Here is a 22534-nt window from a genome sequence, read left to right on the forward strand (position 1 = left end):
ACAATTTGGCTTCTATGTGCTAAGATGATAGGCGGGGTGGCATTGGTATGAAAAATACAAAGGAAGGAACGGTACCGGGCGCAAGGGGCTGAGGGGTTATCCCTTTTGGTGCGGATCCTGTATCGCATGGCGATTCTCATGGGAGTTTCAGTGGTAGTCACTTCTGGCAAAGGCGGCGTGGGGAAGTCCACCGTAGCCCTGGGGCTGGGGCGCAGTTTGGCCCAGAAAGGACGCAGGGTGCTGCTGGTTGACTGTGACGCGGGGCTGCGCAGCCTGGACAGGATGACCGGGGCCGAAGAGAACCTGGTGTTTGACATTTCAGACGTGGTGTTTGGCAGGTGCGCCCCTGCCGAGGCCATTTATCCCTGCGGAGAGGGGGAAGGCTTGTTTTTGTTGCCCGCGCCTTCTGCCGGGGAAAATATGATACGCCCGGCGGTGATGCGCAAGCTGGTGCCCCTTTTAAAGCGGTATTACGATTATGTGCTGCTGGATTCCCCTGCGGGAGTGGGGGGCGGGTTCCGTTCTGCGGCCTGCGCGGCGGACAAGGCGCTGATTGTATGCAGCCCGGATCCGGTGTGCGTGCGCAATGCTGGAGCGGCAAAGGATTTGCTGGAAAAGCTGGGGATTGAAAACAGGCGGCTGGTGATAAACCGGTTTAGCGCCCCCCTTTTCAGCGCCACCGGGGCTTATAAGGATTTGGATGGAGTTATTGACGCCGCAGGGGTGCGGCTTTTCGGCCTTGTGCCGGAGGACGCCATGCTGGCGGCAGCGTTTCTGCGGGGCAGGGCGGCCCCTGTGGATTCCAGGGCTATGAAAGCCCTGTGCCGCATGTCGGGGCGGCTGGAAGGGGAGTCTATCCCTATTCCCGACCAATTGTGAGGACGGTTCACGCTGGGTGGAGGCCAGCGTTTGGATTTGTATTGAAAAGACAAGTTATATTTGTACTAGTTGGGAGGAGAGAACCACATGAACATCGCACTTACTGCCCACGACGCTAAGAAAGAACTGATGGTACAATTCTGCATTGCCTACTGCGGCATACTCAGCCGACACAGCCTGTGCGGAACCGGCACCACCGGGAAAATGGTGGCGGATGCTACGGGCCTGACGCTGCAGCGGTTTTTAAGCGGGCCTCAGGGCGGCGACCAGCAGATTGCGGCGCGCATTGCCTGCAATGAAATTGACCTGCTGCTGTTTTTCAGGGATCCCTTAAATCCCAAACCCCACGAGCCAAACGATATGAACCTTTTGCACCTGTGCGACATGCACAACATCCCTGTAGCCACCAACATCGCTACGGCAGAGGTGCTGGTACACGGCCTGGAGCGGGGCGATTTGGACTGGCGCGATATTGTGAAGGGATAGCTTTGGCTGCACCACTATGGAGGATAAAGGCCCGGCGCGGAAATTTTTCCGGGAATTTTCTGGAAAAACCTTGCAAAGGCCGGGCCTGCAGGTTATAATAAACTGGATTTACACTTGCATCTGGCTATGACGCAGGATGAGTATCCCGGGAAGCCCGGCAGAGAGAGGGGGTGCGGAAACCGCGCTGGAAGCCCCCTTCGGAGGGAACGGGTGAAAGACGCCTGCCAGCCGCAACTGAATACCACAAGGAGCGCAAGGGGCAGTCTGCCTTTGCGCTTGAAGCAGGGTGGCACCACGGAGCATAACCTTCGTCCCTTCACGGCTCAGCCGCAGGGGGAGAAGGTTTTTTGTTTTAAAGCACTTCGCCGCAAAGCCGCCCCTGCACCCTGCCAGAGGGGATAATCCCCTCTGGGCTCCCAACGCGTTTGCGAGGCTTAGGCATAGTTTTTGGAAAAGGAGGGCCTATGAGGAAGGCACAGAAAAGGGTGAAGGATTTCATGGAGGCGCAGGGCCTGTCCTTTTCCCCGGAGGCGCGGACGCTGGACTTGGTTTCAGAGGTGGGCGAACTGGCAAAAGAGGTGCTGAAAGGCTCTGATTACAGCACTGCGCCGCTGCTGCCCGGGGCCGGTCTGGAGGAGGAAATGGGGGACTGCCTGTTTTCTCCTGGCCCTGTGCAGCGCCACAGGCCTGGACGCGGAGAAGGCCCTTGCCGCAGCGCTGGAGAAGTATGCTTCCCGCGCCGCCCGGACGGGCCAGGTGGGCAGCGGGCGGTAAAAAAGCGGTAAAGAAAATAGAAAAACAGCCGGAAGGCTTCAGAGTTAAGAAGGAGGAAATGAACATGGAACTATTGACAAAGGCCCCCAAGGGCACAATGGATCTGACACCGGGGGTGACGGAAAAATGGCAGGTTGTGGAGGATGTGCTGAAAAGCGAGGCGGAGTTAAACGGCTTTTCGGAAATCCGCACCCCGGTTTTCGAGCACACAGAGCTTTTCCTGCGGGGCGTGGGAGACACCACAGATGTGGTGGAAAAGCAGATGTACACCTTCCTGGACAAGGGAGGGCGCTCCATCACCCTGCGGCCTGAGGGGACGGCAGGGGCTGTGCGGGCCATGCTGGAAAATGGGCTGTACAACGCGGGATACCCGGTGAAGCTGTACTATCTCACCTCCTGCTACCGCTATGAAAAGCCCCAGGCCGGGCGGCTGCGGGAGCTGCACCAGTTTGGGGTGGAGATGTTCGGCGCGGCGGATCCCGGGGCAGACGTGCAGGTGATTGCCCTGGGGCTGGCCATCTATAAACGGCTGGGGCTTCATGACGTGGGCCTGCAGCTAAACTCCATCGGGTGCCCTGCCTGCCGGAAAGAATACCACAAGGCGCTGAAGGAATATTTCAGCGCCCGGAAGGATGAGCTGTGCGAAACCTGCCTGTCCCGCCTGGAGCGCAACCCCATGCGCATTTTAGACTGTAAAAGCCCGGTGTGCCAGGAGATTGCCAAGGGCGCGCCGAAGATTACCGACTATCTGTGCGAGGACTGCAAGGCCCATTTCGGGAAGGTGCGGGAGCTGCTGGACGCTTTGGGCATTGCATACGAGCTGGATCCCGGCCTGGTGCGGGGCCTTGACTACTACACCCGGACAGTGTTTGAGTTCCCCTCCAAGAGCCTGGGCTTTGCCTTAGGCGGGGGCGGGCGGTATGATGGGCTGGTGGAGGAACTGGGAGGCAAGCCCACGCCGGGGCTGGGCTTTGGCTTAGGCCTTGACCGCATCCTTCTGGCCCTGGAGGAGCAGAAGGCGGAATTCCCGGAGCCTGTGCGCTGTGAGCTTTACCTGGCAGCCATGGGGGCTGAGGCCCAGAAAAAGGCTTTTGTGCTCATGGACAAGCTGCACAAGTGCGGCGTGGCGGCAGACTGCGATTTGTGCGCCAGGGGCTTAAAGGCCCAGATGAAGTATGCCGACCGCATAGGGGCCAGGTACACCATGGTGCTGGGAGACAACGAGCTGGAAGCCGGCAAGGCGGAGCTGAAAAACATGCAGACCGGGGAAAAGGTGAAGATATCTATCGGGGAGGATTTCGTGGACGCTTACCTTACCGCCAGCACTGCCCAGGATGATTTGAGTTTTTAGCAGCGTGACGAAACGCTTTGCGGAGCAATGCGTTTCTGCACCCGAGACGCGTGGACGCTCACGAATGTTCGCTGGCGAGTGGTAGTTTTTCGCTGCGTTGCATGGCACCGCGCTTACGCGAACCAGCGCGTGCCGGACGTGCTCCCGAAGGCGTTCACCCGGTGCGTGGGCAAACAGGCAAATAGACTTTAGGATCAAACCCTTTTTAAAAGGGGGCCGCTGCGTCCCATGGATCAAAACGTTTCGCGGACTTTCGCGTCCAGCGGCTGGCCGAACTGACAGACAGGAAACAGGGTGTAGGGCAGAGCCTTACGGCCTTAAAAAAGGAGCGGATAAAAATGGAGACGATACAAGGGTTAAAGCGGAGCCGCTATTGCGGGGAATTCCGCATGGAGCATGTGGGAGAAAAGGCGGTTGTGTTCGGCTGGTGCCAGCGTCAGCGGGATTTGGGCCAGCTTATCTTTATCGACCTGCGGGACAGGACAGGCATTGTACAGCTTGCCTTTGACGAGGACAGCGGCAAGGATGCCTTTGACAAGGCTTTCCGGGTGCGGTCGGAATTTGTTCTGGCAGCAGTGGGGACGGTGCGGGAGCGCACGTCAAAAAACAAGGAGATCCCCACAGGGGACGTGGAAATCTTCGTGGAAGAACTGCGGGTGCTGGGGGAATCGGAAACGCCTCCCTTTGAGATTGTGGAGGGGTCAAAGGCCAACGAGGAACTGCGGCTGAAATACCGCTATCTGGATTTGCGCAGGCCGGAACTCCAGCGGAATCTGCTGCTGCGGCACAAGGTGGCAAAGGCCACCCGGGATTATTTCTATGACAACGGCTTTATTGAGATTGAAACCCCTATGCTGATTAAGTCCACCCCAGAGGGCGCCCGGGACTTTCTGGTGCCGTCCCGCCTGCACAAGGGGGCGTTTTACGCTTTGCCCCAGTCCCCCCAGCTTTATAAGCAGCTTTCCATGGTGGCGGGGTTTGACCGCTATATCCAGCTTGCCCGGTGCTTCCGGGACGAGGAGCTGCGGGCCGACAGGCAGCCGGAGTTTGTGCAGATTGACATGGAAATGTCCTTTGTGGATGTGGAGGACGTGCTGACCATGGCCGAGGGCTTTGTGCGCCATGTGTTCAAGGAGGTGCTGGGAGAGGACATCCCCCTTCCCCTGCCCCGGATGACCTATAAGGAGGCTATGGAGCGCTATGGTTCTGACAAGCCGGACACCCGGTATGGCATGGAAATACAGGACATCAGCGGGCTTGTGAAAGACTGCGGCTTCGGGGTGTTTGCAAACGCTGTGGCAGGAGGCGGCAGCGTGCGGGCTATTGTGGCAAAGGACGCTGTGAAGGCCCTTTCCCGCAAGGAGATTGACAAGCTGACGGAAGCTGTGAAGGGCATTGGCGGCAAGGGCGTGGCTTGGGTGCGCCTGCTGCCAGAGGGGTATGCCGGATCGTTCTTAAAGTTTATGAAAGAAGAAGAAATGCAGGCCATCTACGAAAAGACCGGGGCCAAAGAGGGCGACGTGCTGCTGGTTATCGCGGACACGAAAACCAGCCATGTGCTTTCCCAGCTTGGCTATCTGCGCACTATCACCGCCCAGAAGCTGGGCATTGTGCCCCAGGGAATGCGGAATCTCTTGTGGATTACAGAGATGCCCTTCTTTGAGTTTGACGAGGACTTGAACGAGTGGGTGGCTATGCACCATCCCTTTACCTCTCCCCTGGACGAGTGCCTGCCCTATCTGGAGACGGACAAAGGCCGGGTGCGGGCTAAGGCTTATGACCTGGTGATGAATGGCATGGAGCTGTGCTCCGGCTCTATCCGCATTACGGATCCGGAGCTGCAGGGCCGCATTTTCGCCCTGCTGGGGCTTTCTGACGAGGAGGCCCACGAGAAGTTTGGCTTCCTGCTGGACGCTTTCCGCTATGGCGCGCCGCCCCACGGCGGCATTGGCCTGGGCCTTGATCGGCTTGTTATGCAGATGGCAGAGGCTGGCAGTATGCGGGACGTGGTGGCGTATCCCAAGGTGCAGAACATGAGCGAACTGATGACCCAGGCCCCGGCGGCAGTGGATAAGCTCCAGCTTGACGAGCTGGGAATTGCCCCTGTGAAAGCAACGTGACCCAGTGGCGCCTACAGGAGTGTTCGCACGTAGCTTTCCGGCCTGTTTTGGCTGCTCCCGCGTTAAAAAATTTTAGAGTATAGTAAAATAGTTAACGCGGTTACTATATGCACTTGAAACGTCCGCCCTGGCCATGCAGGGCGGACGCGGTTTTTGGTTGGCCGACGGAACATTTTCCTGGAAGGATACCGGGCCGGGGAGAGGTCGTTTTCCAGCAGGCAGGGGGTGGGCGGAAGTTTTTAAAGAGTCCAGAGAAGCTTTTTCAAAGAACTATCTTTGACCTGCCCTGTGCGCTGGGTGATATCTCTGGAGGGATACCGGGCCGGGGAGAGGTCGTTTTCCGGCAGGCAGGGGACGGGTGGAAGTTTTTAAAGAGTCCAGAGAAAATTTTTTCAAAAATTGTCTCTGGTTGTCTCTGGGGAGGGATGGAGTAAAAAAATTTTCACGGGAAGCAGGGCGAGAATGACAAGTCCTTCACAAGCGTGAAACAATGGCAGAAAGCCAGCCTGCATGCTGGCGCAAAGGGACTGTGAAACGATAATCCGGCAATATATTTTGAGTGGAAATATGCTGAAATTACCAAATGTACACAATATATAGTATTGACAGAAAAAGGGAGAACAGGTATAATGGTAAAGCTGGCGGGCGGCTTTGCGCCCCCATGTACGAGTGAGGAAAGGATCAGGATACATGCTGAAAACCATTATCAAACGAAGCGGGGAAAAAGCCCCCTTTGACGCCGCCAAAATACGCGCCGCCATTTTCAAAGCCAATGTGCGCATTGCCACAGAGAAGTTCAGCGATGAGGAGCTGGACAGGCTTACAGAAGAAGTGGTGGCAGAGCTGGAGAAGATGAAAGAAACCCCCACTGTGGAGCAGACCCAGGACGTGGTGGAGGAAAAGCTGATTGCCGCAGACTACGCCAAAACGGCGAAGGCCTACATCCTGTACCGGGCGGAACACCAGAAGCTGCGGGAAATGGATGACGAGCTGGTGAAGATTTACTCTGCGCTGACCTTTGTGCCTGCGGAGGACGCGGATATCAAGCGGGAAAACGCCAACATCAACGCGGACACCGCCATGGGCACCATGCTGAAATATGGATCGGAGGGGGCTAAGAGCTTCTATGACAAATATGTTATCCCCCCCCATATCGCCCAGGCCCACGCAAGCGGGGAAATCCACATCCATGACAAGGACTTTTACACCCTGACAGAAACCTGCTGCCAGATTGACCTGATTAAGCTGTTTAAAAACGGCTTTTCCACTGGCCACGGCTACCTGCGGGAACCGCAGGATATCCGCAGTTACGCGGCCCTTGCCTGCATTGCCATCCAGGCAAACCAGAACGAAATGCACGGCGGCCAGAGCGTGCCTATCTTCGACTATGCCATGGCTTTGGGGGTGGATAAGACTTACCGCAAGGAGTTTTTCAAGGCCCTTATCCAGTTTTTGCAGATCCACAAGGGTATGCCCCACAGCCACGCGGAGGCCCTCATAAACGCCGCCAAGCGGGAACTGGGGAGCAAGGTGACCATGAAAAACGTGGGACACTACAGCGAGCGTTTTGTTGCTTTCCTGCCCCGGCACCAGAAGGAAAACGGCTATGAGGAGATCATCACCGAGGAGGCGGAGGACGCCTGCGCTTATGCCCAGGAGGCTGCCTGGCGGGAGACGGATCATGCCACCTATCAGGCTATGGAAGCCCTGGTACACAACCTGAACACCATGAACTCCCGGGCAGGCGCCCAGGTGCCTTTCTCCTCCCTGAATTACGGGACGGATACCAGCGAGCAGGGGCGCATGGTGATTCGGAACCTGCTGCTGGCCACAAAGGCCGGGCTGGGAGATGGGGAAACCCCTATTTTCCCGGTGCAGATTTTCAAGGTGAAAGAAGGGGTAAACTATAACGAGGGGGATCCCAACTATGACCTCTTTAAGCTGGCCATGGAGGTTTCCGCCCTGCGGCTGTTCCCCAATTTCAGCTTTATAGACGCGCCCTTTAATTTGCAGTATTACAAGGCCGGGGACTACGACACAGAGGTGGCCTATATGGGCTGCCGCACCCGGGTGATGGGCAACACCCACGATCCCAAACGGGAAACCACCTGCGGCAGGGGCAACCTGAGCTTTACCTCCATCAACCTGCCCCGCATCGGCATAGAGTCGGAGAAGGATATTAAAAAATTCTATAAGCTGCTGGATGCCCGGATGGATTTGGCTATTGAGCAGATGCTGCACCGCTTTAAAATCCAGTGCAGCAAAAAAGCCTATAACTATCCCTTCCTCATGGGCCAGGGGGTGTGGATTGATTCTGAAAAGCTGGATCGCAACGCTTCTGTGGCAGAGGTTTTAAAGCACGGCACCCTGTCCGTAGGCTTTATCGGCCTGGCGGAAACCCTGAAGGCCCTGACAGGCAAGCACCACGGGGAGGATGAAAAGAGCTATAAGCTGGGGCTGGAGATTATCACCCACATGCGGGCGTATATGGATAAAACCTCCCAGGAGACAGGCTTAAACTTCACCTTGCTGGCTACCCCGGCAGAGGGGCTTTCCGGACGGTTTATCCGGATTGACCAAAAGAAGTTTGGGAAAATCCCCGGGGTGACGGATCGGGAATACTACACCAACTCTTTCCATGTGCCAGTGTATTATCCCATTGGCGCTTTTGAGAAAATTCAGAAGGAAGCCCCCTTCCATGCCCTGACAAACGCCGGGCACATCAGCTATGTGGAACTGGACGGCGACATCTGCAAGAATGTGGAGGCCTTTGAAAGCGTGATACGCTGCATGAAGGAGGCTGGCATTGGCTATGGCTCTGTGAACCACCCGGTTGACCGGGATCCGGTGTGCGGCTATAACGGCATTATCGACGACGTATGCCCCCGCTGCGGCCGCCATGCCGGGGAGGGCGTACCCCTTTCCAAGCTGGAGGAGCTGCGGAAAAAGTATCACGATGTGCCGGACTATACGTGTTTGATACATTGAGCTTTAAGACCGTGAGGCGCTGCCCCACACCCCGCAAACCTTTTTTGGAAAAAGGTTTGATCCAAAAATCCATTTTGACATAGTTATAAGGAGGAATTTCACATGACAAGCGTAAAGGAATATAAGACTGAGGGCAAAGAGGTTATCATCGGCGAGGGACGGGATTTTGAGCGCATCCGCCGCATCACCGGCTATCTGGTGGGCACCATTGACCGCTGGAACAACGCCAAGCGGGCCGAGGAGCAGGATAGGGTAAAGCACACCCTGGGAGGGAAATAAGTTGCATATCTTATTGGTGAATGACGATGGCATTAACGCCCCTGGCCTGCACGCCTTGGCAAAGGCCCTGGGCAAAGAGCACAGAATCACCGTCAGCGCCCCCATGGAGGAGCGCAGCGCTGTGGGCCATGGCCTGACAGTGCGGCTGCCCCTGTTTGCAGAGAAACGGGAGGTGCCCGGCGCGGCGGCTGCCTTTGCAGTCTCCGGCACGCCGGCGGACTGCACCCGGCTGGGCGTGCTCTCCCTGGCGGGGGAGCCTGTGGATCTGGTGGTTTCCGGCATGAACAAGGGCTTGAACGTGGCTATGGATATGCTCTATTCCGGAACGGTTTCCGCTGCCATGGAAGGGGCTATGCTGGACAAGAAGTCCATCGCCGTATCCACCCAGTGGGACGGGGACTTTGACAGGGCGGCGGAGGTGTTTGCCCGGCTGCTGTCCCAATTGGATGTGGAGAAGGATATTGACTTTATGCTGAATGTCAATATTCCCGCCCTGCCCGGGCAGAAGATACAGGGCGTGAAGTGGGTGCCTGCCGGGCGGACGCATTTGTGGGCCGATACCTACGAGCACCGCCAGACCCCGGACGGCCGGGATTACTACTGGCTGAAAAACCTCCAGGACGCCGCCACGCCGGATTTCGGCATGGACAGCGATATCGGCTGCGTGGCAAACGGGTATGTGGCCTTGTCCCCCCTGGTGTATGATTTGACAGACGGAGAGGGCTTCCGCAACAAGTCCTTTGTCCTGTAGGCGAGCTGTATGGAGCTTCAGATAGCGGGAATTGTGGCGGAATCCATTGTGGACGGCCCTGGGATACGGTATGCCCTGTTTGTCCAGGGCTGCCCCCATCACTGCCCTGGGTGCCACAATCCGCAGACACATCCCTTTGAGGGCGGAAGGACAGTGGATACAGCGGAGATTTTTGCGGAATTCTGCGGGGATCCCATTTTAAAGGGCATTACTTTCAGCGGCGGGGAGCCTTTCTGCCAGCCTGCCCCTCTGGCAGAGCTTGCGGGGCAGGTACACGCCAGGGGCAAAGATGTGGTGGTTTTCACCGGCTATACCTATGAGCAGCTTGCTGCCATGGACAGCCCGGCCGTGCAGGCCTTGCTTGCGGAAACAGATCTGCTGATAGACGGGCCTTTTATAGAGGAGCAGAAAAACCTGGAGCTGGCTTTCCGGGGCAGCGAGAACCAGCGGGTGATAGATATGCGCAAAACCAGGGAATCTGGCAGGCTTGTGCTGCGGGCTTGATGGTGATTCCTGGCAGCTATTGCATAGTTAACGCAGTTATTGCTGCTATGCCGCCTGTTTGAGAATCGGCACATGTTGACAAACGCATTTACTTATAAAAAGCCTAAGGCCGCTGCTGGAGCGGCCTTAGGCTTTTTTTGTGATTGCTGTTTCGATTCTGAGGTGCAGGTGGAAAAGATAAGCGTGTCATTTCCTCTCGGAAAGCAATTGCCACGCCGCTCTTGTCTGCCACTGCATATTCATCTACGGCTGCGCCGGAAAAGGATGCTCTGTACAAGCGGGACGTCCCCTTCGGCTCTGCCCCCGAATGTCTTTACAATCTGTACATAGAGATACTTTAATGCTTCCATAAGCCGGGATGCTGGCTGCTGGTTTTTTCTTTTTGGGGAGAGAAGATGGGTTTTCAGAGTTTTAAGACAGGCTTTGAGGCTTTCTTACCCGTTCTGCGCCATAACGCCTACCAGCTTGTGGGGGACATACGGCGCTTTGATGGCTTGGGAGCTTTCTTCGTCCAGCGTCCAGGAACACATTCCCCTCTGGGGATCGCCAAAGCCCATGCATCCCATGCAGACGCGGGAGATATTCCGTTCCGAATTGCCCAGCCTTGCGTACTTCATACATGCTTCCTCCCGGAATTTTTATGGATGGACATGGCCTTCATTCCCGCTGAACCAGGGCATAGAAGGCCACAGCACTGGCGGCAGCCACATTGAGGGAGTCTACCCCATGGTACATGGGGATGCGCACTGTGTAGTCGCAGGCGGCAATGGTGGCAGGCGCCAGCCCGTCCCCTTCCGTACCCAGCACCACTGCCAGCCTCTTTTCCTTTTTCAGGCGGGGATCCGCCACGTCCAGGGAATCCTCCCGCAGGGCCATGGCAGCGGTTTTAAAGCCCCTCTCCCTCAGGAATTCCGTCCAGGGCCTGTCCTGGGGGAGATACGCCCACGGCACCAGAAAGACGTTCCCCATGCTCACCCGCAAGGCCCGGCGGTACAGGGGATCGCTGCCAGCTTCTGTCAGCAGCACTGCCTCTATGCCCAGGGCGGCGGCACTGCGGAAGATAGCCCCCAGGTTTGTGGGGTTCATCACGTTTTCCAACACTGCCACCCGCCGGGCATTCCGGCAGGCCTCCTCTGGAGCAAGGGCCGGGGGCCTTTTCATGGCGCAGAGCATGCCCCGGGTCAGGTGGAAGCCTGTAAGGGCGCACAGCACCTCTTCCTCCGCCGCGAACACAGGCACATCCCCGCAGCGGTCTAAAAGCGCCCTGCCCTTGCCTGCAACATGCTTTGCCTCCATCAAAAAGGAGACGGGCTGGCACCCTGCGTCTAAGGCCCTGCCGATAACCAGGGGGCTTTCCGCGATAAACAGGCCGTCGCTGGGAGACGCCCGGTTTACCAGTTGGTTTTCCGTTAAGCGGGCATATATATCCAGTTCCGGCGCATTAAAGTCTGAAATTTCCACAATTCTGGGTTCTCCCATAGCCTTTCCCCCTTGAATCCCTGCGCCCTCGTCCCGGCGCTTTCCCGTATTGCTTTAAGTATAGCATGTTACTGGCGGCAAGGCAATTCTTCCTTGGGGAAAAGAACAGAGATATTGCCCTGCCCAAAAGGCGGGGCAATATCTCTGTGTACAGCGGCCCTTTGAGAAACCATCCTGGCCGCGCCCTACTGGATATACAGCCGGGAGCTTGTGAGGATTAAATCCCCGGAAGGATCCTTGTGGAAGGTGCTTTCCTCAAAGAACACAAAGCACTCCAGCCGGAGCGGGGTAAGCTTTGGGACAATATAGTACAGGCGGCTTACAAGCTTGCTGCCATCCTCAAAAACATCATATTGGACGGCAGGATACATGCTCCAGTCCTCCTGGGCAGACTCGTCCTCCAGCCAGACGGCTATCTGCTCCCTGAGCTGCTCCTGTGTAACCTCCCTGGCCGCAGGCGGCTCTCCGGGGTGCAGGGCCGTGTGGAAGGCATGGATCAATTCCAGCGCGGCAGAGCCGCCCATGTAGTCCAGCAGCAGAAGCAGCGGCGGGCCGGAGGGACAGTATACCCCGTTTTCCAAATCCGCATAGGAATGGGGATCTATATGGAGGACCTGGGACATGGCCTGCTTGGTAGCATGGCGGGCAAGCCGCGTGCTGCGCATACGGGAACTTATAAACTCTCTGGCAAAAATAGTATCCATATGCATTTGAGTTACCTCCTAGGATATATAGTAATAAAATATTACCATTAAAGGATGTTTACCGCTAGGAGGTACACCTACATTTTTGGAAAAACAGGGGTTTTTCTGCCGGCAATAAAGGCAAGCCGGCTGTCATGGCTGCCTCTTTAAGCGCATACACTGTAGGGAATGCCCAGATTAACCGGGAAGAGAGGAATCACATTTATGCTGCAGACAAACCAGGAAGCCATCCATTTTTTCGTCGATTCCACAGGCCCCAAGGCCGGCGGCTTTTACCTGTCCAACTTCGGGCACCTAAAGCACCGGGCAGTCCTCAGCGGCTGGCCCCACAGCGTGCAGCAGGAGATTTTTGAAAACCTGCGCAGGCAGGCCCGGCAGCAAGGCACTCCCTGCGAGCTGGTGTTCCACCCGCTGGACAACACGGTTCAGGGAATCCTGCTGCCCCAGCTTTCCACCGGGGCCTTTGGATTTGACCCAGACTCCCCCTTTGTGCGGGGGGCGGAGGCCCTGCGGCCCCAGGGGGATCTTGCCGCCTGCCGGGAGGCCATGAAGGAGGCCCGGGCCGCTTTCCAGGAAGCCCGGGCCGTACATAACAGCCAGGAGCGCATTTATCTGGAACACATGGATTTTTCCGCCGCCGACAGCCTGGGAGACGCCTTGGTACGGCGGCTGCTGGGCCACAAAAGCGGCACCCGCCCTGGCAGGGAATTCCACCGCTTTTTCGGGGCGGCCACAGCGGAGGGGAATCTGGATCATATCCCCCAGGTGACAGCGGGCCTTGACTGCCGCATCTTTATCAAGGGCCGTCCGGGCACCGGGAAGTCTACCCTGCTGAAAAAGGTGTGCGCCGCAGCCCTGCGCCGGGGCTGCGATGTGGAAATCTACCACTGCGCCCTGGACGCAGACAGCCTGGACTTAATCGCCGTGCGGGAGCTGGGTTTCTGCCTGCTGGACAGCACCCCGCCCCACGAGTATTTCCCCGCCCGGGAGGGAGATGAGATTCTGGATATGTATGCCCGCTGCGTGGTGCCCGGCACAGACGAGGCCCACGCCGGGGAACTGAACAAGCTGGAGGGGGAATATAAAGCGCTGGTGCAGACAGCCACCGGGCACCTGAAAGAAGCCCTGGAGGCCCTGAACCGCCTGTATGAAAGCGCGCCAAAGCCTGATCCGGAAGCGGTGGAAGCAGAACAGGCCCGCCTTTCCGCCGAGCTTTTTGCATAGGCAACGCAACGCCGCATCTATGAACCTGTATTCACAACCTGTAACCGCTGTTTAAGCGGTCTTTTGGGAGCCGCTCTATGGAAAATTTCTTGCGGAGGCGCAAACGGCAGCCTTGATTGATCCCCAAAATTCTCGCTCATCCGGCAATTTCGATTATGAATACAGGTTCTAAGGCGCAAAAAGCCCCTTGGCTGCTCAGGCCAGGGGGCTTTCTCTTTCTGTCAGTCTGGATACCGGGTTACATAGCGCACAGTGCTGCCGAATTTTTCCAGATCTTGCTTTTCAATCCTGCGATCCCACTCAATTTTGCAGGAGCTGAAGTCCCGGTTCACTTCCACTACCTTCACATAATCCGGGCCTTTTTCTATCACAATCATGGAGTGCACCGCGTATGTCAGGCGGATGTGATCTCCCACCCGCAGCTTGTCAAAATCCTGGAAGGTGCGCACAGGCGCGTCTTTGCCGAAAAGCTGGTCGCTTATCATGCTGGCAAAGCCCAGGCATTGGATGGCAGGCTGATTGGAAACAAAAACCTGGCCAGACTTCCCTGTATAGGAGTTGCACCAGCTTGCCCCTGTCCAGTGGCTGCAGGGCGTGGAGGTGACGGCCTCCCAGGAAGCCGGAACGCCCTTGTGGTTCCAATATTTTCCATGGGGGAATTTCTGCCGCAGGGCCGCAAGCTTGGCCAGCAGGGCGTCCTCCAGGGTGAAATCCTGCTGGAGGGCGGCGCCGTCCTGGCCGATGTAGATTTCTACAGGCCCTGCCTCCACATACCCGTCCTTGGCGGCAGAAGCCTGATAAACCCCGGGGTCAAGTCCATAAATCCCATACTCCCCCCGGCTGTCTGTACGGGCTGTACGCCGGGCGCCGCTTTCCCCGGTAAGGGTGACAACGGCCCCGGGCAGCACTTTGCCGGAATCCTCCTGGACTGTGCCGTACACGCCGCCCCGGACAGGCAGTTCTGTCTCTCTGGGTTCGTAATAGTTTTGGATAAGCTGGGCAAGCTCCGCCCGGATGCAGCGGCCCTGGGGATCCAGCACGGCCCCGCCCCGTCCGGAAAGCACCCCCTCCTGCACCGCCCAGGCAATGCCCTCTTCTGCCCAGGAGCTGATGGAGGCCCTGTCTATGAAGCTGTTTAACCAGTTGAGGTTCAAGGAGGGAAGCCCCTCCTTGTATGCTTTGAAGCGGCTGAAAAGCACCGCGGCCTGCTCCCTGGTAAGCGTTCCTTCCGGGTCGAAGGCATCATCCCCTATGCCTTCAGACACCCCTTCGGCATATGCCCAGGATACGGCCTCTAAAGCCCAGTGCCCCTCCATATCTGTGAAAGGCAGCGGTTCTGCCTCCTCCGGCAGGGCTGGCTTTCCCTCCATATTGTACAGCGCCTGCACAAGCTGCGCCCGGGTAACTGTGTTTTGGGGGCGGAAGGCTGTTTCCGTCTCCCCCCGCATATAGCCGTTTTCTTTTACAAACAGCACCGGCTGGGCAAACCAGTCCTCTTCCCGCACGTCTGTAAACCCGGCGAAAGGCTCCGGTTCAGGAACCTTGGGGGCGAATTTAATCAAGATATAGGCAGAAGCCGGGGTGTTTACCATAGGGCCAATATGGTTCCTGCCCTCCGCGTTCTGCCACACCTTGTTTTCCCCAGGGGAGTCCCCCCAGAAAATCATCATGTGGTTGTCATAGTCGTTCCCGGTGAATTTGTCTGTCCAGAACCGCAGCACCAAGTCCCCTTTTTCGCACTTGCCGTCTTTCAGCATGGCAGACTGGCTTTCGTAAACATGGGCCACCAGCTTGCCATACTGTATCCAGCTTAGGTAGTTGCTGGCCTTGGCAAGCTCGTTATAGGGGCGGCTGCTGTTCCAGCGGCCGGCAGAGGGGCTTTTGCGGATATCCCGGATAGCAGCGGCCGCGTCCAGCCCGCACTTTCGCAGCACATAGGAGACAAACCCGGCGCAGTTCATGCCAATGGATCCATTATAAGAGGGGTCGCCCTTGGGGGACTGCCAGTCCCCGCTCTTTTGGGGCGTGCCCAGGTAATAATTGTCCTTCTCGTGGGCGGAAAGCTCTGCCAGCAGCATTTCCCGGGTGACGCCGTATTTGTCCAGGTAATCGGTGCCTCCGGCGCACCGGGCGCGCACGGTTTCAATGGGGATTTTCACATCCACGCCGGGCTTTTCCACCCCTTCCTCCAGGGAAGCCTCCGCCCCCTGCCCTGTAACCGGCAGGCAGAAAGCCAGCAGGCACAGGGCCAAAAGCCCTGATAACAGCCTCTTTTTCATAACATTCCTCAAACCCCTTCACAAAAAATTCATTTATATACATTTTATCAGTATCCTTTTTAAAATGCAAGGGCTTTTTCTATTCGGGGGGAACCCTCAAAACCTCCCGAACACGAATTTCCCTGATTCGCTTAAATCAGCCGTTGTCCAGGCGCGGGTGGCGGGGGTGCCGGGCTTTAAGGCGGCGGAGGTTTCATCTTTATCGCATAAAGACCAGTTTGCCCAGCTTATGCCCCGCTTCTGGAGGAAGTCCAGCCACTCCCCGGCCTCCTTCAGGAACACCCCGCCGCTGCCGTCTGCCCGGCTTACGCCCCACTCGCTGATGAAAACGGGCAGGCCTTTTGCCAACACCTGATCGATGCGGTCCCGCAGCTCCTTGCCATGGGTGCCCGCATAAAAATGCAGGGTGTACATGAGGTTTTCCCCTTCCAGGGGATCCTGGGCCGCCAGGTGGATGTCCTGGCTCCAGGTGCTGCTGCCGATAAGGATAATGCCTTTGCTGTGCTGGCGGATGGCCTTTACCACCCGTTGGGCATAGGGCTTGATGTCCTTGCCCCAGGCGGCGCCGCCGTTTGGCTCGTTGCAGATTTCATAGATCACCTCCGGCCTGTCCTGGTAGCGCCGGGCCATTTCCGAGAAGAAGGCCTCGGCTTCCTTTACGTGGGACAGGGGGTTGCCGTCGGAGAGGATGTGCCAGTCGATTATCACATACATATCCTGGGCGATAGCCGCGTCTATAGCCTCTATGGCCTTCTTTTTCATGGCTTCCGGCTGGCTGAGATAGCCGTTTTCCCCGGTATACATGGCAACCCGGAACAGGTTTGCCCCAAAGGCGGCTGTGTTTTTCACAGCCTGCTTTCCGGCAAACTGCCCATACCACTGGAGTCCGTGGGTGCTCATGCCATGGAGGGCCACTGGCTTGCCCTGTTCATTGCAAAGCTGGGTGCCTTTCACCTGAAGCCAGCCGTTTTCCGAAGCCCCGCCCTGGATGGTTTCCACAGGGCCGCTAGGGATATCCGGGGCCGGAGGCAGGACGCCACCTGCCTTTTTCAGTGCCCGCTGGATGATAATGCATGCCTCCGCCCGGGTTAAGGAGCCTAAGGGGCGGAAGGTGCCGGAAGGATCGCCAATGATAACGCCTGCGGCATAGGCCCCCAGGGTGGTTTCATAATACCTGCCGTTTAGCTCGGAAAAGTCCGCTATTTTCTGGGACTCTGTGTTGTAATCCCCCCGCGCGTCAGGCAGCAGCGCCCGCATAAGGGCCTTTACCGCCAACTGCCGGGAGATGGGCTTGTCAAAGAGCGCCCCGGTGGGCGGGCACTCGTCCCAGTCTATCCAGCTTCTGTCCAGAGCCGCCTGCACCCAGCCTGCGGCCCAGTGGCCTGTTTGGCCGTCGCCCTCCTGTGCCCCTGCGCACCGTCCTACAATGGCAAGGAATTCCCCGGCGGAAACAGTGTTTTCCGGGCGGAACCGGCCGTCGGGATATCCCAACAGATACCCCTGGGCAGTCATCTCTGTAACAGCGTTTTCGTACCAGTCTCCAGGCTTTACGTCGGAAAAAGCCCCGGCAGGCAATGGCACCCCCAGCAGCAGTATTGCCGCTAAAAGCCCCCAAAGCTTTTGTGAAATCCGTTTCATCACAGCCCCGCCTTTCTTGCATAAGAATTTATATTCATAATAGCACAGGGCTGAGGGGTTTGTAAACGGTTTTGCCGTCTAAAAAAGAAGCCGCAGGGCACAGGGCCATGCGGCGGCTTTTTATACATAGTAGGGATTAGGCTTAAAGAGCAGGGTGATGAAATCTATCAGGATTCCGATTCCAAACAGGCCGAAGGTGAAGATATACAGCACGCCCATGCCGATTTTCCCCTCATAAAACTTGTGGGCGCCAATGCCCCCCAGGAAAAAGCACAGCAGCACAGCCACCCACTTGTTCCGGGCCTTGGCCTGCATATAGGCGTTCATGGTGTTTATGTTTTCGTTGGTGTTGGTATTGTTGATGACGATATTGGGCGTGGCCTGGGCTGTTTCCTCCACCTGCCTGCCGCACAGGGTGCAGATGACCGCGTCCGCCGGGATTCGCCCCCCGCAGTGCTTGCAGAATTTCTGGGGCGGGGCCGCATTCGGCGGGGCTTCCTGCCAGGGCTGTGTGTTCTGTTCCATATCCATGTTGTTCCCTCCTTATGTTTCCTGCCTATCAATATAGCATAAGAATAGGGTTTTGTCAAATAATAATAATCAATGATGATAATTAAATGTCTCCAAGGGAAAGCTATAATGGACAGGGGAGGTGGGGCAATGGTGATACAGGCCAGCGGCAGGATAAAGGAACTTCGGCAGTCGCGGGGCATGACACAGACAGAGCTTGCGAAAATCATGTCTGTCACCCGTTCCAGCGTAAACGCTTGGGAGATGGGGATTTCCATACCCACAGCGGCAAAGCTGGTGGAGCTTTCCCTGCTTTTCCACGTTTCTACAGACTATATTTTAGGGCTGGAGAAGCGGGAGTTTGTGGCTTTGGACGGGCTGGACGGGGAACAAAAGGGGATTCTCTATGCCCTGCTGCAGTATTTTTACAGGCAGGGGCAGGAGGACCCGGACAAAAATCCTGGAAAAAAACCTTGACATTTCCTTTGGCGCTGTGTATCATTAAAAGCAGACAGTTTATAATTGCATAGGCATAAAGGCTGTGACGAAGACGGCGGGGGCGCTTTCCCTTCAGAGAGCTGGCGGCAGGTGCGAGTCAGCGGGGGCAACCACACGCCAATCCCTTCCGAGCCGGAAATCCGAAGCCCTCAGAGGTGGTAGGCGTTTCCCGCGTGTGCTGCGTTAGTGCATAGGGCTTGCTGGAGCCTGACGAGGCGGCGCGAAAGCGCAATATGAGTGGTACCGCGGACTTTGACTTTGGGTCCGTCTCATAGAAGGACATACTTCTTCTGTGAGGCGGGCTTTTTATTTTATCTCATAGGAATATTGAAAGGGGCAGAAAACATGGAGAAAACAGATTTAAAAGCACAGCTTGCGGAGGTGGCCCAGCGTATCCGCACCATGCGGGAAATTACCGGCCTTTCCGAGGAGGAAATGGCAAAATGCACAGGCGCCTCCAAGGAGGAATACCAGCAGTGCGAACAGGGGGAGCGGGACTTCAGCTTTACCTTTATCTACAAATGCGCCCAGCGCTTTGCGGTGGATCCTACGGATCTGATTAAAGGCGCAAGCCCCACCCTGTCCTCCTATACCGTTTCCCGCAAAGGGGACGGCCTGCCCATTACCCGGCGGCAGGGATTCAAGTATCTGAACAAAGCGCCCTTGTTTAAAAACAAGACCGCCGAGCCGTTCTTTGTCACCATGCCTTACTCTGAGGCGGAGCAGAAGGTTGCCATCAAGCTTTCCACCCATGTGGGACAGGAATTCGACATTGTGGTAAAAGGCTCCATGAAAATGCAGGTGGGCAGCCACATTGAAATCCTCCACGAGGGGGACACCATCTATTACAACTCCGCCACCCCCCATGGCATGATAGCCACTGGCGGGGCAGAGTGCCAGATTTATGCCCTGGTGCTGAAAGGCCCGGAGGGGTTTGCCCCGGAGCAGGATCGCTTCCAGCGGCTGATTGACGCGAAAATCGCCCGGCAGAACCGGGAGACCGTGTCCGACGCCTTTGTTCACACAGAGCTGGACGAAAACGGCATCCTCAAGGGCATCCACTTTACGGATGAGGAGAAGTTTAACTTTGCCTTTGACGTGGTGGACGCCATTGCCCAAAAAAGCCCGGACAAGCTCGCCATGCTCCACCTGTCCAGGGACAAGACAGAAAGGCGCTTTACCTTTGGGGACATCAGCCGGTGGTCAAACAAAACAGCCAACTATCTGGAATCCCTGGGCATCAAGCGGGGGGACAGGGTGCTGGTGGTGTTAAAGCGGCATTACCAGTTCTGGTTCGTCATCACCGCCCTGCACAAGATGGGGGCTGTGGTGATACCCGCCACCAACCTTTTGATGGAGCACGACTTTGATTACCGCTTTAAGGCCGCGGGGGTGAAGGCCATCCTCTGCACAGCCGACGGGCAGGTGGCCGAGGAGGCGGACCGCGCCGCCCAAAGCTGCGGAGTGGATATCAGGATTATGGTGGGGGAGAACCGCCTGGGCTGGCATGATTTCGACAAAGAGGCAGAAGCTTTCCCCGACACCTACGAGAGGAGGCCACAGGCGCCTGCCGGCAGCGACCCCATGCTGATGTTCTTCACCTCCGGCACCACAGGGTATCCCAAAATTGCGGAGCACAGCTATAAATATGCCCTGGGGCACTTCATCACCGCCAAATACTGGCACAACGTGAATCCCGACGGCCTGCACTTCACCATCTCCGACACAGGCTGGGGCAAGGCTTTGTGGGGGAAATACTACGGGCAGTGGATGAATGAGGCCGCCATTTTCACCTATGATTTTGACAAGTTTGACGCCCACGATATCCTGCCCATGTTCGCAAAATACCACATCACCACCTTCTGCGCGCCTCCCACCATGTACCGCTTCTTTATCAAGGAGGATTTGTCCCAATACGACCTGTCCTCCATCGAGTATTCCACCACCGCCGGGGAGGCCCTGAACCCGGAGGTATACGAGCAGTGGAAGCGGGCCACCGGACTTTCCTTGATGGAGGGCTTTGGCCAGACAGAAACCACCCTGTCTATCTACAACCCTGTGGGCACTGTGCCGAAAACCGGCTCTATGGGCGTGCCCAGCCCCCTATATGACGTGGACATCGTCCTGCCTGACGGCACCCCGGCCCCTGTGGGCGAGACAGGGGAAATCGTTATCCGTACAGACAAAGCTGTGCCCTGCGGCCTGTTCATGGGGTACTACGGTGACGAGGAAAACACCAGGGAAGCCTGGCACGACAATATGTACCACACCGGGGACACAGCCTGGCGGGACGAGGACGGCTTTTACTGGTATGTGGGGCGCACAGACGACGTGATAAAGTCCAGCGGCTACCGCATCGGGCCTTTTGAGATTGAGAGCGTGATTATGGAGCTGCCCTATGTGCTGGAGTGCGCTGTCACCAGCGCGCCAGATCCTGTCCGGGGCCAGGTGGTAAAGGCCTTTGTGGTGCTGACAAAGGGCACTGAGGGGACGGAAGAGCTGAAGAAGGAAATTCAGGGATATGTGAAAAAGCACACCGCGCCTTATAAGTATCCCCGCATTGTAGAGTTTAGGGAGGATCTGCCTAAGACCATCAGCGGCAAAATCCGGCGGGTGGAGCTGAAAGGCTGAGGCAGCGCGGCGCTGCACCCATGGCTACGGGGGCGCCGCCCCCTCGCCCCCGCAAACCTTTTTAGAAAAAAGGTTTGATCTAAAAACCAATTTCTTATGAAAGGGAAAGCTTTGACAGGCGCATCCCGGCAGGCGAGAAGAAGCCCCGCGGCCTTACAGCGGGCCGTCCCCAAGCCAAAGAGGATTGACCAGAGGGCGGCGGTGTGCTAGAATATGGCTATACGCATCTATGCGGGAAGCAAGATGCAGGCAGTACGAAAAATACAAAAGAAAGGAGCGGTACAGGGCACAGAAGTCTGTTTTTCATGGCTTTTTGTGCGGCTTCTGTATCGCACGGCGATTTTTATGACGGGTATTGAAAGACTTTCTTACCATTTCGAGCCGGAAAAGGGCTGGATAAACGATCCCAACGGGCTTTGCTGGTTTAAGGGGGAGTATCACGCTTTTTTCCAGCACAACCCCCATGCCCCCAAGTGGGACACCATGCACTGGGGCCATGCTGTCAGCAAGGACCTGCTGCACTGGCAGGAACTGCCCATTGCCCTGTACCCGGACATGCCTTATGAAAACGGGGACGGCTGCTTTTCCGGCTCTGCCCTGGAAAAGGACGGGGACTTGTACCTGATGTATACCGCTGTTTCCAAGGATCTGGGCCAGACCCAGTGCATTGCCATAAGCCATGACGGCAGGCGCTTTGAGAAATACGCGGGAAACCCGGTGATTGCCCAAAGCCCGGTTGATCCCGCAAGCCGGGACTTCCGGGATCCTAAAATCTTCCCCTATGGGGACGGCTACCGCATGGTGTGCGGCGCGGGGGCAGACGGCCTTGGTAGTGTGCTGCTGTATAAATCGGCCGATTTGCTGCACTGGGAGTATATTGGCCCCATTTTCCAGAGCCGGGACTATGGGCCTGTGCCGGAGTGCCCGGATCTTTTCCCCTTAGGGGACAAGTGGGTGCTGCTGTTCTCCCGCATGGACAAGAGCCGGGCTTCCCAGTTTGTTGTGGGCAGCTTTGACGGGGAAACCTTCACCCCGGAAAGCTTCCAAATCCCGGAAAAAGGCCCGGACTTCTACGCCGGGCAGACCTTCCTGGACGAAAAGGGCAGGCGTATCCTCATCGCCTGGATGCATAGCTGGGAGCGGGAAGTGCCGGCAGGCGCTGTGCGGGCAGGCGCTCTCACGATTCCGCGGGAAATTTCCCTGGCAGAGGGCAAAGTGTGCACCTATCCGGTGGAGGAAGCCCGGCACCTGCTGCGGGACACCGCGCCCCTCCTGAGTCAGGAGGGGGAGGAAGCTGCCCTTGTCCAGGACGGGAAGGTGTTGCTGTCCCTGCCCCGTTCCCAGGTGCGGGAGGTGGCCTTTTTGCAGGACGGCCATGCCCGGGAGGTGTTTATAAACCGCGGGGAATTCTCCTGCACGTTCTACGCGAAGGAATAAAG

At 57.1% G+C, this 22534-nt stretch carries 18 protein-coding genes and 1 pseudogene; 13 read left to right on the forward strand and 6 right to left on the reverse strand.

What is annotated here, in order from left to right:
• Positions 1-108 precede the first annotated feature (108 nt).
• The 9 genes from D1841_RS08085 (at position 109) to nrdG (ending at position 10132) form a co-directional block, all read left to right on the forward strand.
• The gene (locus D1841_RS08085; protein WP_334466078.1) at positions 109-879 is read left to right on the forward strand and encodes an AAA family ATPase; all 771 of its coding nucleotides are present in this window, start codon (positions 109-111) and stop codon (positions 877-879) included.
• Positions 880-966: 87 nt separating this feature from the next.
• Complete coding sequence (locus D1841_RS08090) at positions 967-1365, forward strand: methylglyoxal synthase (RefSeq protein ID WP_160642823.1); 399 nt, start codon at positions 967-969, stop codon at positions 1363-1365.
• 464 nt (positions 1366-1829) lie between these two features.
• Positions 1830-2150 (forward strand): MazG-like family protein, encoded by a 321-nt coding sequence (locus tag D1841_RS08095; protein ID WP_201751269.1) that lies wholly within the window; start codon positions 1830-1832, stop codon positions 2148-2150.
• Between the two features lie 53 nt (positions 2151-2203).
• A complete protein-coding gene (hisS, locus tag D1841_RS08100; RefSeq protein WP_160642824.1) occupies positions 2204-3490 on the forward strand; it encodes a histidine--tRNA ligase in 1287 nt (428 codons plus the stop codon).
• 338 nt (positions 3491-3828) lie between these two features.
• Positions 3829-5610, forward strand: a complete 1782-nt coding sequence (gene aspS / locus D1841_RS08105; RefSeq protein ID WP_160642825.1) for an aspartate--tRNA ligase — start codon at positions 3829-3831, stop codon at positions 5608-5610.
• A 690-nt stretch (positions 5611-6300) separates the two neighbouring features.
• A complete protein-coding gene (locus tag D1841_RS08110; RefSeq protein ID WP_160642826.1) occupies positions 6301-8598 on the forward strand; it encodes an anaerobic ribonucleoside triphosphate reductase in 2298 nt (765 codons plus the stop codon).
• 102 nt (positions 8599-8700) lie between these two features.
• Positions 8701-8877 carry an anaerobic ribonucleoside-triphosphate reductase gene (gene nrdD / locus D1841_RS08115; RefSeq protein WP_160642827.1) on the forward strand — a complete coding sequence of 59 codons (177 nt, stop codon included), beginning with the start codon at positions 8701-8703 and terminating at the stop codon, positions 8875-8877.
• A 1-nt stretch (position 8878) separates the two neighbouring features.
• Positions 8879-9628: a 5'/3'-nucleotidase SurE gene (gene surE, locus D1841_RS08120; protein ID WP_160642828.1), complete on the forward strand. Its 750-nt coding sequence runs from the start codon at positions 8879-8881 to the stop codon at positions 9626-9628.
• Between the two features lie 9 nt (positions 9629-9637).
• On the forward strand, positions 9638-10132 hold the full coding sequence (nrdG, locus tag D1841_RS08125) for an anaerobic ribonucleoside-triphosphate reductase activating protein (protein ID WP_160642829.1): 495 nt from the start codon (positions 9638-9640) through the stop codon (positions 10130-10132).
• Between the two features lie 488 nt (positions 10133-10620).
• Here the strand turns inward: nrdG and D1841_RS08130 are convergent.
• The 3 genes and pseudogenes from D1841_RS08130 to D1841_RS08140 all read right to left on the reverse strand — a co-directional run.
• A pseudogene (locus tag D1841_RS08130) lies at positions 10621-10749 on the reverse strand (aldo/keto reductase); the annotation flags it as partial.
• 40 nt (positions 10750-10789) lie between these two features.
• Positions 10790-11611: an RNA methyltransferase gene (locus D1841_RS08135; protein ID WP_160642831.1), complete on the reverse strand. Its 822-nt coding sequence runs from the start codon at positions 11609-11611 to the stop codon at positions 10790-10792.
• 185 nt (positions 11612-11796) lie between these two features.
• Positions 11797-12315, reverse strand: a complete 519-nt coding sequence (locus D1841_RS08140) for a hypothetical protein (RefSeq protein ID WP_161879952.1) — start codon at positions 12313-12315, stop codon at positions 11797-11799.
• A 204-nt stretch (positions 12316-12519) separates the two neighbouring features.
• On the opposite strand from D1841_RS08140, the gene D1841_RS08145 reads away from it, so the two are divergent.
• Entirely contained in the window at positions 12520-13539 is a 1020-nt protein-coding gene (locus tag D1841_RS08145; protein WP_160642833.1) for a hypothetical protein, read from the forward strand.
• A 221-nt stretch (positions 13540-13760) separates the two neighbouring features.
• Here the strand turns inward: D1841_RS08145 and D1841_RS08150 are convergent, their stop codons facing one another.
• The 3 genes from D1841_RS08150 to D1841_RS08160 form a co-directional block, all read right to left on the reverse strand.
• On the reverse strand, positions 13761-15818 hold the full coding sequence (locus D1841_RS08150) for an S-layer homology domain-containing protein (RefSeq protein ID WP_160642834.1): 2058 nt from the start codon (positions 15816-15818) through the stop codon (positions 13761-13763).
• A 96-nt stretch (positions 15819-15914) separates the two neighbouring features.
• Complete coding sequence (locus D1841_RS08155) at positions 15915-17456, reverse strand: cellulase family glycosylhydrolase (RefSeq protein WP_160642835.1); 1542 nt, start codon at positions 17454-17456, stop codon at positions 15915-15917.
• A gap of 120 nt (positions 17457-17576) precedes the next feature.
• The gene (locus tag D1841_RS08160; protein ID WP_160642836.1) at positions 17577-17987 is read right to left on the reverse strand and encodes a TM2 domain-containing protein; all 411 of its coding nucleotides are present in this window, start codon (positions 17985-17987) and stop codon (positions 17577-17579) included.
• 129 nt (positions 17988-18116) lie between these two features.
• Here D1841_RS08160 and D1841_RS08165 point away from each other — a divergent pair, with 129 nt between their 5' ends.
• The 3 genes from D1841_RS08165 (at position 18117) to D1841_RS08175 (ending at position 22532) form a co-directional block, all read left to right on the forward strand.
• Positions 18117-18443, forward strand: a complete 327-nt coding sequence (locus tag D1841_RS08165) for a helix-turn-helix transcriptional regulator (protein ID WP_160642837.1) — start codon at positions 18117-18119, stop codon at positions 18441-18443.
• Positions 18444-18809: 366 nt separating this feature from the next.
• Positions 18810-21095, forward strand: a complete 2286-nt coding sequence (locus D1841_RS08170; RefSeq protein WP_160642838.1) for an AMP-binding protein — start codon at positions 18810-18812, stop codon at positions 21093-21095.
• Between the two features lie 345 nt (positions 21096-21440).
• Positions 21441-22532 carry a glycoside hydrolase family 32 protein gene (locus D1841_RS08175; protein ID WP_160642839.1) on the forward strand — a complete coding sequence of 364 codons (1092 nt, stop codon included), beginning with the start codon at positions 21441-21443 and terminating at the stop codon, positions 22530-22532.
• Positions 22533-22534 lie beyond the last annotated feature (2 nt).

Source organism: Neglectibacter sp. X4, from assembly GCF_009917365.1.
Lineage (GTDB): Bacteria > Bacillota > Clostridia > Oscillospirales > Acutalibacteraceae > Acutalibacter.

Excerpts from the sequence above, each read along its gene's own strand:
- D1841_RS08140 (WP_161879952.1), bottom strand. The coding sequence starts at position 12,315 with ATGGATACTATTTTTGCCAGAGAGTTTATAAGTTCCCGTATGCGCAGC.
- D1841_RS08165 (WP_160642837.1), top strand. The coding sequence starts at position 18,117 with ATGGTGATACAGGCCAGCGGCAGGATAAAGGAACTTCGGCAGTCGCGG.
- D1841_RS08110 (WP_160642826.1), top strand. The coding sequence starts at position 6,301 with ATGCTGAAAACCATTATCAAACGAAGCGGGGAAAAAGCCCCCTTTGAC.
- D1841_RS08160 (WP_160642836.1), bottom strand. The coding sequence starts at position 17,987 with ATGGATATGGAACAGAACACACAGCCCTGGCAGGAAGCCCCGCCGAAT.
- D1841_RS08175 (WP_160642839.1), top strand. The coding sequence starts at position 21,441 with ATGACGGGTATTGAAAGACTTTCTTACCATTTCGAGCCGGAAAAGGGC.
- D1841_RS08135 (WP_160642831.1), bottom strand. The coding sequence starts at position 11,611 with ATGGGAGAACCCAGAATTGTGGAAATTTCAGACTTTAATGCGCCGGAA.
- D1841_RS08145 (WP_160642833.1), top strand. The coding sequence starts at position 12,520 with ATGCTGCAGACAAACCAGGAAGCCATCCATTTTTTCGTCGATTCCACA.
- D1841_RS08155 (WP_160642835.1), bottom strand. The coding sequence starts at position 17,456 with ATGAAACGGATTTCACAAAAGCTTTGGGGGCTTTTAGCGGCAATACTG.
- nrdD (WP_160642827.1), top strand. The coding sequence starts at position 8,701 with ATGACAAGCGTAAAGGAATATAAGACTGAGGGCAAAGAGGTTATCATC.
- hisS (WP_160642824.1), top strand. The coding sequence starts at position 2,204 with ATGGAACTATTGACAAAGGCCCCCAAGGGCACAATGGATCTGACACCG.
- aspS (WP_160642825.1), top strand. The coding sequence starts at position 3,829 with ATGGAGACGATACAAGGGTTAAAGCGGAGCCGCTATTGCGGGGAATTC.
- nrdG (WP_160642829.1), top strand. The coding sequence starts at position 9,638 with ATGGAGCTTCAGATAGCGGGAATTGTGGCGGAATCCATTGTGGACGGC.
- D1841_RS08150 (WP_160642834.1), bottom strand. The coding sequence starts at position 15,818 with ATGAAAAAGAGGCTGTTATCAGGGCTTTTGGCCCTGTGCCTGCTGGCT.
- D1841_RS08090 (WP_160642823.1), top strand. The coding sequence starts at position 967 with ATGAACATCGCACTTACTGCCCACGACGCTAAGAAAGAACTGATGGTA.
- D1841_RS08170 (WP_160642838.1), top strand. The coding sequence starts at position 18,810 with ATGGAGAAAACAGATTTAAAAGCACAGCTTGCGGAGGTGGCCCAGCGT.
- D1841_RS08095 (WP_201751269.1), top strand. The coding sequence starts at position 1,830 with ATGAGGAAGGCACAGAAAAGGGTGAAGGATTTCATGGAGGCGCAGGGC.